The organism is Xanthobacter sp. BG11Y11_SDJG, from assembly GCF_057364445.1.
In genome coordinates, this window is record NZ_JBNFNU010000162.1 from 1 (window position 1) to 8,928 (window position 8,928).

The 8,928-nt window shown below is 69.1% G+C and carries 8 protein-coding genes; 4 read left to right on the top strand and 4 right to left on the bottom strand.

Annotation, left to right across the window (positions count from 1 at the left end):
* Positions 1–96 precede the first annotated feature (96 nt).
* Both hyi and gcl read right to left on the bottom strand, forming a co-directional pair.
* Positions 97–876, bottom strand: coding sequence for a hydroxypyruvate isomerase (hyi, locus tag AC2W7M_RS14045; RefSeq protein ID WP_486132883.1), 780 nt, complete (start codon positions 874–876; stop codon positions 97–99).
* Between the two features lie 204 nt (positions 877–1,080).
* On the bottom strand, positions 1,081–2,856 hold the full coding sequence (gene gcl / locus AC2W7M_RS14050) for a glyoxylate carboligase (RefSeq protein WP_486132884.1): 1,776 nt from the start codon (positions 2,854–2,856) through the stop codon (positions 1,081–1,083).
* 173 nt (positions 2,857–3,029) lie between these two features.
* On the opposite strand from gcl, the gene AC2W7M_RS14055 reads away from it, so the two are divergent.
* Entirely contained in the window at positions 3,030–3,317 is a 288-nt protein-coding gene (locus AC2W7M_RS14055) for a YARHG domain-containing protein (protein ID WP_486132885.1), read from the top strand.
* A gap of 212 nt (positions 3,318–3,529) precedes the next feature.
* On the top strand, positions 3,530–4,822 hold the full coding sequence (gene pncB / locus AC2W7M_RS14060) for a nicotinate phosphoribosyltransferase (protein WP_486132886.1): 1,293 nt from the start codon (positions 3,530–3,532) through the stop codon (positions 4,820–4,822).
* A 19-nt stretch (positions 4,823–4,841) separates the two neighbouring features.
* Here pncB and AC2W7M_RS14065 read toward each other — a convergent pair whose 3' ends face one another.
* Complete coding sequence (locus AC2W7M_RS14065; protein ID WP_486132887.1) at positions 4,842–7,499, bottom strand: heavy metal translocating P-type ATPase; 2,658 nt, start codon at positions 7,497–7,499, stop codon at positions 4,842–4,844.
* Between the two features lie 140 nt (positions 7,500–7,639).
* Between AC2W7M_RS14065 and AC2W7M_RS14070 the strand changes: the two genes are divergently transcribed.
* Together AC2W7M_RS14070 and AC2W7M_RS14075 are read left to right on the top strand one after the other, a co-directional pair.
* Positions 7,640–7,915 carry a metal-sensitive transcriptional regulator gene (locus AC2W7M_RS14070; RefSeq protein ID WP_486132888.1) on the top strand — a complete coding sequence of 92 codons (276 nt, stop codon included), beginning with the start codon at positions 7,640–7,642 and terminating at the stop codon, positions 7,913–7,915.
* A 178-nt stretch (positions 7,916–8,093) separates the two neighbouring features.
* Positions 8,094–8,327, top strand: a complete 234-nt coding sequence (locus tag AC2W7M_RS14075) for a hypothetical protein (RefSeq protein ID WP_486132889.1) — start codon at positions 8,094–8,096, stop codon at positions 8,325–8,327.
* Positions 8,328–8,366: 39 nt separating this feature from the next.
* Here AC2W7M_RS14075 and AC2W7M_RS14080 read toward each other — a convergent pair.
* On the bottom strand, positions 8,367–8,928 hold a 562-nt coding region (locus AC2W7M_RS14080), incomplete at its 5' end, for a nitroreductase family protein (protein WP_486132890.1).

The following is an 8,928-nucleotide window of genomic DNA, read 5'->3' on the forward strand; positions in this document are numbered from 1 at the left end:
GGGTGAGGGTTCCGCCGCTGGGCGATGCGCCGCCGGAGCCAGCCGCGCACCCTCACCCCAACCTCTCCCGCCGGGAGAGGGAGATTCAAGCGCGCCTCACGCCTTGTAGGGCGCGAGCCAGCCGAGGCCTTCGTCGGTGGTGGTCTTGGGCTTGTATTCCGCGCCGATCCACCCCTCATAGCCCATGGCGTCGATGGCCTCGAACAGGAAGGGATAGTTGATCTCGCCCGTGCCGGGCTCGTTGCGGCCCGGATTGTCGGCCAGCTGGATGTGCTTGATACGGGCGATGTTGGCGCGCAGGGTCGGGGTGAGGTCCCCCTCCATCACCTGCATATGGTAGATGTCGTACTGGAAGAAGATGTCGTCCGCGCCCACGGCGTCGAGCACCGCCAGCGTCTGCCGGGTATTGGTGAGGTGGAAGCCCGGGATGTCGCGGGTGTTGATCGCCTCGACCACGAGGGGAATGCCCGCCTTCTTGAATTCGCCGGCAGCGAACGTCAGGTTCTTCACCAGGGTTTCGTGCACCTTCTCCGCCGGCACATCCTTCGGCGTGATGCCGGCGAGGCAGTTGACCGCCTTAGTGCCGAGCGCCTTGGCGTAGTCGATGCCCATGGCGACGCTGTCCTCGAACTCGCCTTCGCGGCCCGGCAGGCAGGCGATGCCGCGCTCGCCCTTGGCCCAGTCGCCGGCCGGTAGGTTGTGCAGCACCTGGGTCAGGCCGTGCTTTGCGAGCCGCTCGACGATTGCGTCCTTCTCGTACGGATAGGGGAAGAGATACTCCACCCCCTTGAAGCCGGCCTGCGCCGCCTTGGCGAAGCGGTCGAGGAAGTCGATCTCGTTCCACAGCATGGTGAGGTTGGCGCAGAACTTGGGCATGTCGTCTCCGCTGGCTGAGCCTTGGTTTTTATGGCAGGTCCGCGGCGCGGCTCCTATCCCACCGTCATGCCCCGGCTTGTTCCGGGCATCCACGGTTTTCTTGAGAAGGGGCGCCTGGAAATGGGGAGGATCCCCCGGACCAGCCGGGGGATGAGGCCGCGCGGCGCGGGAGAGAGGCGCCGGAGCGGCCCCCCGCGATTCGGCCTATTCGGCCGGCTCCAGCGCCTTCGCCTGGTCGAGAGGGAGGTCCAGCACCTCCTCGAACTCGGTGATCTTGTCGATCTCGACGCCCATGGCGATGTTGGTCACCCGCTCCAGGATGAATTCCAGCACCACCGGCACCTGGTGCTCGGCCATGAGGCGCTCGGCTTCGGCGAAGGCGCCCTTGAACTCGTTCGGCGTGCGCACGCGGATCGCCTTGCAGCCGAGGCCCTCGGCCACCGCCACATGGTCGACGCCGTAGCCGCCGGCCTCCTCGGAATTGATGTTCTCGAACGCGAGCGAGACCTCGAAGTCCATCTCGAAGCCGCGCTGGGCCTGGCGGATCAGGCCGAGATAGGAGTTGTTCACCACCACGTGGAGATAGGGCAGCTTGTGCTGCGCCCCCACCGCCAGTTCCTCGATCAGGAACTGGAAGTCGTAGTCGCCGGAGAGCGCGACGATCTTGGCGTCCGGGCGCGCCGCGCGCACGCCGAGCGCTGCCGGCAGGGTCCAGCCGAGCGGGCCGGCCTGGCCGCAATTGATCCAGTTGCGTGGCGAATAGACGTTGAGGAACTGCGCGCCGGCGATCTGCGACAGGCCGATGGTGGTGACATAGGTCACGTCGCGGCCGAGCGCCTCGTTCATCTCCTCATAGACCCGCTGCGGCTTCAGCGGCACGTTGTCGAAGTGCGACTTGCGCAGCATGGTCTGCTTGCGGGCGCGGCACTCGTCCGCCCAGGCGGACCAGTCCGGCAGCTTGCCGGCGAGCTTCAGCTCGGCGGCGGCGGCGACGAACAGCTCCAGCGCCGCCTTGGCGTCGGAGACGATGCCGAAGTCCGGGCCGAACACGCGGCCGATCTGGGTCGGCTCGATGTCCACGTGAATGAACTTGCGGCCCTTGGTGTAGACCTCCACCGAGCCGGTATGGCGGTTGGCCCAGCGGTTGCCGATGCCGGTCACGAAGTCCGAGGCGAGCAGGTTCGCATTGCCGTAGCGGTGCGAGGTCTGCAGGCCGCACATGCCGGCCATCAGCGGGTGGTCGTCCGGAATGGTGCCCCAGCCCATGAGGGTGGGGATGACCGGGATGCCGGTGAGCTCGGCGAATTCCACCAGCAGATCGGAGGCGTCCGCATTGATGATGCCGCCGCCGGCGACGATCAGCGGGCGCTCGGCGCCGAGGATCATCTCCATGGCCTTGTCGATCTGCGCCGGCGTCGCCTTCGGCTTGTAGACCGGCAGAGGCGCGTAGGTGTCCTCGTCGAACTCGATCTCGGCCAGCTGCACGTCGAGCGGCAGGTCGATGAGCACCGGGCCGGGGCGGCCCGAGCGCATGACGTGGAACGCCTGCTGGAACACCATGGGCACGAGCGCCGGCTCGCGCACCGTCACCGCCCACTTGGTGACGGGCTTGGCGATGGACTCGATGTCCACCGCCTGGAAGTCTTCCTTGTAGAGGCGGGCGCGGGGCGCCTGGCCGGTGATGCACAGGATCGGGATCGAGTCCGCCGAGGCCGAATAGAGGCCGGTGATCATGTCGGTGCCGGCGGGGCCGGAGGTGCCGATGCACACGCCGATATTGCCGGCCACCGCGCGGGTGTAGCCCTCGGCCATGTGGGAGGCGCCTTCCACGTGGCGCGCCAGCACGTGGCGGATCGAGCCGCGCGCCTTCAAAGCGGAATAGAGCGGGTTGATGGCCGCGCCCGGCACCCCGAACGCGGTGCGGATGCCTTCCTTTTCCAGAACGCGAACGGCGGCGTCGACGGCTCTCATGCGGGCCATGGCGTCCTCCTGTGGGTTTTGGTTGTGCTTGGTCTTTTGTATACCCCGCTGGCTTTTTCGCATCTATGGAAGAGATGGAACGACATTGATGCCATTCGAGCAATAAATCTCCGGCCTCTATCTCCGCCCGCGGCGCTGGTGCTAGGCTGCGCCATCCACCTGGGGAGGCGGGAATGAGGACGCGTCGGACCATTCGGCCAGCGCTGTGGGCAGCGATCACGGCGGGCGCCTGCGCCTTTGCCCCTGCGGCCGGCGCGCAGGCTCTGAGCGAATTGTCGTGCCGGGCGCTCTGGTATCAGCGCAACGCGGTCTATGCGGAGCAGGGCTATTGCTTCAAGACCAAGGATGCCATCGCCACCTTTGGCGAGCGCTGCTTTCCGCCGTACGGACAGCTCACGCCGGCGCAGCAGCGCTACGTGAACGACGTCAAGGCCTGGGAAGCGCGCAAGGGCTGCCGCTGAGGCCCTCAGCTGCCAAGGGCCCGCATCACCCGGCGCCCCGCCAGAGGCGCCAGGCCACAGACGCCATGCTATAGAGTCGCCCGCCCACCGCGGGCGCCCGACCGGGCGCCCAATCCGGGACGCGCCTGATCGGGCGCTCCCCAAGACGCCGCCAATCGGCACAACGCCAATCAGCACAACGCCAATCAGCACCAGGATCGCGCGAAGACGCCATGACCGACATCGCCACGCGGGTCTACAACCACGACTGGAAGATCGATCCCATCGTGCGGTCGGTGCTCGACACCGACTTCTACAAGCTGCTGATGGGGCAGACCATCTTCCGCCGCCACCCGGGCACGCGGGTGACGTTCGGCATCCATAACCGCACGTCCGCGATCCGCCTTGCCGACATCATCGACATCGGCGCGCTGCGCGAGCAGCTCGACCATGTGCGCTCGCTCTCGCTCACCCGCGGCGAGAGCACCTGGCTGCGCGGCAACATGTTCTACGGCAAAAGGCAGATGTTCTCGCCCGATTATGTGGCGTGGCTCGAAGGCTTCCGCTTCCCCGCCTATCACCTGGAGAAGTGGGACGGGCAGTACGAGCTGGTGTTCGAGGGACCCTGGGTCGAGACCACCATGTGGGAGATCCCGGCGCTCGCCATCATCAACGAGCTGCGCTCGCGCGCGGTCTTGAAGGGCATGGGCAAGTTCGAGCTCCAGGTGCTCTATGCCCGCGCCATGACGCGGGTGTGGGAGAAGGTCGAGTTCCTGAAAACCCTCGCTCCCATCAACATCGCCGATTTCGGCACCCGCCGCCGCCACGGCTTCCTGTGGCAGGACTGGTGCGTCCAGGCGCTCATCGAGGGGCTGGGCGAGGGTTTCCTCGGCACCTCCAACTGCGTCATCGCCATGCGGCGCGAGGTGGAGGCCACCGGCACCAACGCCCACGAACTGCCCATGGTCTATGCCGCGCTCGCCCGCAGCGACGCGGAACTCGCCTGGGCGCCCTACCAGGTGCTGGCCGACTGGCAGGAGGAATATGAGGGCAACCTGCGCGTCATTCTGCCCGACACCTTCGGCACCGCCGGCTTCCTCGCCCACGCGCCCGACTGGGTGGCGCAGTGGACCGGCATCCGCATCGACAGCAAGGAGCCGGTGGCGGGCGGCGAGGAGGCCATCGCCTGGTGGCGCGCGCGCGGCCAGGACCCGCGCGAGAAGCTCGCCATCTTCTCCGACGCGCTCGACGTCGCGGAGGTGGCGCGCATCCACCGCGCCTTCAACGGCCGCATCCGCATGGGCTTCGGCTGGGGCACGCTGCTCACCAACGACTTCCGGGGCCTGGTGCCGGACGGCGCCCTCGACCCCATCTCCATCGTCTGCAAGGTGATCTCGGCCAACGGGCACCCGGCGGTGAAGCTCTCCGACAACCCCACCAAGGCCATGGGGCCGCCGGCCGAGATCGCCCGCTACAAGCGCATCTTCGAGGTCGGCGCCCAGGAGGCGCGGCCGGCGCTGGTGTGACGCGCGCCGGCCTTGGGGGTCAATGCGGCTTCCAGGCCCGCAGCAGCAGCGCGTTGGCGATCACGCTCACGGACGAGAGCGCCATGGCCGCCGCCGCCACCATGGGCGACAGCAGGAGCCCGATCGCCGGATAGAGCACGCCGGCGGCGATCGGCACGCCCGCCGCATTGTAGAGGAAGGCGAAGACGAGGTTGCGGCGGATGTTCGCCATGGTCGCCTTGGACAGCGACCGGGCATGGGCGATGCCGTTGAGGTCGCCCTTGAGCAGCGTGATGCCGGCGCTCTCCATGGCGATATCGGTGCCGGTGCCCATGGCGATGCCCACGTCCGCCACCGCGAGCGCGGGGGCGTCGTTGATGCCGTCGCCGGCCATGGCCACTACGTGGCCCTCGGCGCGCAGGCGCGCCACCACGTCGGCCTTGTGGTCGGGCAGAACCTCCGCCTCCACCTCGGTGATGCCGAGGCGCTTGGCCACCGCGAGCGCCGTGGTGCGGTTGTCGCCGGTGAGCATGACCACGCGCACGCCGTCCTTCGCGAGGCGCTTCAGCGCCGCCTCGGTGGTCTCCTTCACCGGGTCCGCGACCGCGATCACGCCGCAGGCGCGCCCGTCCACCGCCACGAACACCGTGGTGGCGCCGTCGCGGCGGTGGCTCTCCGCCACCGCGATCATGTGGTCCACCGGGACGCCGTTGTCGCCCAGGTAGATGGGGTGGCCGACCACCACGCGATGGCCCTCCACGGTGCCGGCGATGCCCTTGCCGGCGATCGCGGCCACGTCCGAGGGGGCGGCCAGCGCCAGGTCGCGGGCCTTGGCCTCCGCCACCAACGCGGCGGCGAGCGGGTGCTCGCTGGCCCGCTCGAGGCTGGCGGCGAGACGCAGAAGGTCGTTCTCATCCACATCGCGGCTGGCATGCACCGCAACCACCTTGGGCTTGCCGAGGGTGAGGGTGCCGGTCTTGTCCACCACCACTACGTCCACCTTCTCCATGCGCTCCAGCGCCTCGGCATTCTTCACCAGCACGCCGATTTGGGCGCCGCGCCCCACCCCCACCATCACCGACATGGGGGTGGCGAGCCCGAGCGCGCAGGGGCAGGCGATGATGAGCACGCTCACCGCCGCCAGCAGCGCGAAGGTGAGGCGCGGCTCGGGGCCGACGGCCATCCACACCAAGAAGGCGACGCAGGCGGCGGCGAACACCGCCGGCACGAACCAGGACGACACCTGATCGGCGAGGCGCTGGATCGGCGCGCGCGAGCGCTGCGCCTGCGCCACCATCTGCACGATCTGCGACAGGAGCGTTTCCCGGCCCACCTTCTCGGCCCGCATGAGGAAGGCGCCGGAGGCATTCACGGTGCCGCCGATCACGCTCTCGCCGGTCTCGCGGGTCACGGGCAGGGATTCGCCGGTGACGAGGCTCTCGTCCACCACCGCCCGGCCTTCGGTGACGACGCCGTCCACCGGCACCTTCTCGCCGGGGCGCACGCGCAGCACGGTGCCGGGGGCGACGAGGTCGAGCGCGACCTCCTCGTCCGCGCCGTCCACTGTCACGCGGAGCGCGGTCTTGGGGGCAAGCGAGAGCAGCGCCTTGATGGCGCCGGAGGTCTGCTCGCGGGCGCCGAGTTCCAGCACCTGGCCGAGCGCCACCAGCACGGTGATGACCGCCGCCGCCTCGAAATAGACCGGCACCCCGCCCTCGTGGGCGTGGAAGCCGTGCGGGAACAGGCCGGGCAGGAAGGTGCCCGCGAGCGAATAGAGATAGGCCACCCCCGTGCCCATGGCGATGAGGGTGAACATGTTGTAGTTGCGCGACTTCAGCGACAGCCAGCCGCGCTCGAAGAAGGGCCGGCCCACCCACAGCACCACCGGGGTCGCGAGCGCGAACTGCACGTAGTTGGAAATCTGCTGCGGCAAAAGATGCAGGCCGAACAGGTGCTGGCCCATCTCCAGCACGAACACCGGCAGGGTGAGAGCAAGGCCGATCCAGAACCGCCGCTTCATGTCGGCCAGCTCTTCGTTCGGCGCCTCGTCGAGGGTGACGATCTCCGGCTCCAGCGCCATGCCGCAGATCGGGCAGATGCCGGGGCCGATCTGCCGGATCTCCGGGTCCATGGGGCAGGTATATATGGTGCCTTCGGGCACCTCGGCGGGCGGCGGCGGCGCCTTCTCCCCGGTATATATTGCGGGATCGGCCTTGAACTTGGTCTCGCACGCGGACGAGCAGAAGAAATAGGTCTTGCCCGCATGGCGGGCGGCATATTTTGCGGTGGCGGGCGCGACGCTCATGCCGCAGACCGGGTCCACCTGCGGTTCGAGGTATTTCTGCGGATCGGCCTCGAACTTGGTCTTGCAGCCGTTGCCGCAGAAGTGGAACGCGCGCCCCTCATGGGTGGCGCTGGGCTTGCCGGCCTCGGGCGAGGGATCGACATCCATGCCGCAGACCACGTCCTTGACCTTGGCCTTGACCTGGGCCGGCGCGGCGGGGGGCGTCGCGGGCTGGCCGTGATGGTGGTCGTGGTCGTGGTCGCCGCAGCAGGTGCCGGCCTTGGGCGCGGCGGACAGATCGAGCGGGGGCGGCGCCGTGCCGCCGCAGCAATCGTGCCCCGCGCCTTCGGGTGCGTTGGCTTCATTGCCTATGGCGCCGGTCGGCGGGCCCTGCGTGGAAGGATCGTGTGCCATGACGGCTCCAAGACAATTGGCGCCAGATGGGGCCTTTCGCGCGGCGGCAACCTTGCGCTGGCTCACATTGGCGGGCCTTTTTAACCCCGGGGGGGTATCTCGGCTTGTCCTATATACCCGTAGGGGGTATATGACAAGCCATGCACAGCGCCGACAAAGACCGTGTCCTCAAGCGTCTCGCCCGGATCGAGGGGCAGACGCGCGGCCTCTCCCGCATGTTGGAGGAGGACCGCTACTGCATCGACGTCATCACCCAGATCGCCGCCGTGCGCGCGGCGCTCAAGAAGGTGGAGGAGGAGGTGCTGCGCCAGCACGTGGCGCACTGCGTCGAGCACGCCATCCGCTCCGGCGACGCGGAGGACCAGCGCCGCAAGGTGGCCGAGCTGATGGATGTGATCGTCCGCGCCGAGCGCTAGACATCGCGGGCGCAGGTCGGGCGCGAGCAGCGCGCGCAGAAGGGCGGGGGCCGCAGGGGGCCTCATCCCGCCCTTGACCGGGCGCGCGGCGGGGGGCAGTTTGCCGGCCGGTTCTGCGGCAGCCGGGTCCTGGCGGATGCGCGCGGAGCGCGGCGCCTTATGGTTCGGGAGAGGGTTCATGGCGGGTTCGGGTAGGGGCGGCAGGCCGCTGACGGTGGTGAGCGCCGCCATTCTCGTCGCCACCGAGGCGGTCGCCACCGCGGTTGCCGCCGCCTGGGCCCTCGCCGGCCTGTTCCGCCTGGGCGATATCGGCCTTTATGCGCTGGTGGCGCTGTTCGGCGCCCTCGCGCTCTATGTGTCCCTCGTCTATCTGCGCAAGGCGAGCGCCGCCGAGGCCGCCCTGGCGGAGTGACCGGCTCACGGCCGCCAGCGTGTCACCACGTCTGCCAGGTCAGGGCGGGGGCGGTCGGAGGGGGCCTCGGACGGGCTGCCCAAATGGATGAATCCCGCCACCTGTTCGCCCGCCGCAACGCCGAGGATCGCGGCCGCGTCCGGGTCCCGCCCCGGCCATTTTCAACAGCCACTGGGCGCCGAAGCCGAGCGCCGTTGCGGCTGAGATCAGGTTCATGGCCGCGGCTCCGGCGGAGAGCACCTGGTTGAAGACCGGGATCTTCGCCGCCGGGTCCGGCCGGCTCACCACCACCACCGTCACCGGCGCCCGCAGGAGATAGTCGCGCCACATGTGACGCTTATCGGCGGCGAGGTCCGGGTTCTGCGCCAGATAGAGCGCATCGAGCCGGTCGCCGGCCGCGCGCCGCGCCTCCCCGTCCAGCACGATGAAGCGCCAGGGCACGAGGCGGCCGTGGTCGGGCACCCGCGCGGCGATGGCGAGCATGCGGTCGAGAGATTCGGCATCGGGACGGCGGCACCAAGGCGCGCAGCGGCAGGGACCGGCGGGCTTCGGAGCAAGGCCAGCATCTCCGCGCTGGTGGGCGCGGGGAGTGGCGACCATC

Coding starts and splice junctions, on each gene's coding strand:
- AC2W7M_RS14055 (WP_486132885.1), top strand. CDS start 3,030: ATGAGGACGCGTCGGACCATTCGGCCAGCGCTGTGGGCAGCGATCACG.
- pncB (WP_486132886.1), top strand. CDS start 3,530: ATGACCGACATCGCCACGCGGGTCTACAACCACGACTGGAAGATCGAT.
- AC2W7M_RS14065 (WP_486132887.1), bottom strand. CDS start 7,499: ATGGCACACGATCCTTCCACGCAGGGCCCGCCGACCGGCGCCATAGGC.
- AC2W7M_RS14075 (WP_486132889.1), top strand. CDS start 8,094: ATGGCGGGTTCGGGTAGGGGCGGCAGGCCGCTGACGGTGGTGAGCGCC.
- hyi (WP_486132883.1), bottom strand. CDS start 876: ATGCCCAAGTTCTGCGCCAACCTCACCATGCTGTGGAACGAGATCGAC.
- AC2W7M_RS14070 (WP_486132888.1), top strand. CDS start 7,640: ATGCACAGCGCCGACAAAGACCGTGTCCTCAAGCGTCTCGCCCGGATC.
- gcl (WP_486132884.1), bottom strand. CDS start 2,856: ATGGCCCGCATGAGAGCCGTCGACGCCGCCGTTCGCGTTCTGGAAAAG.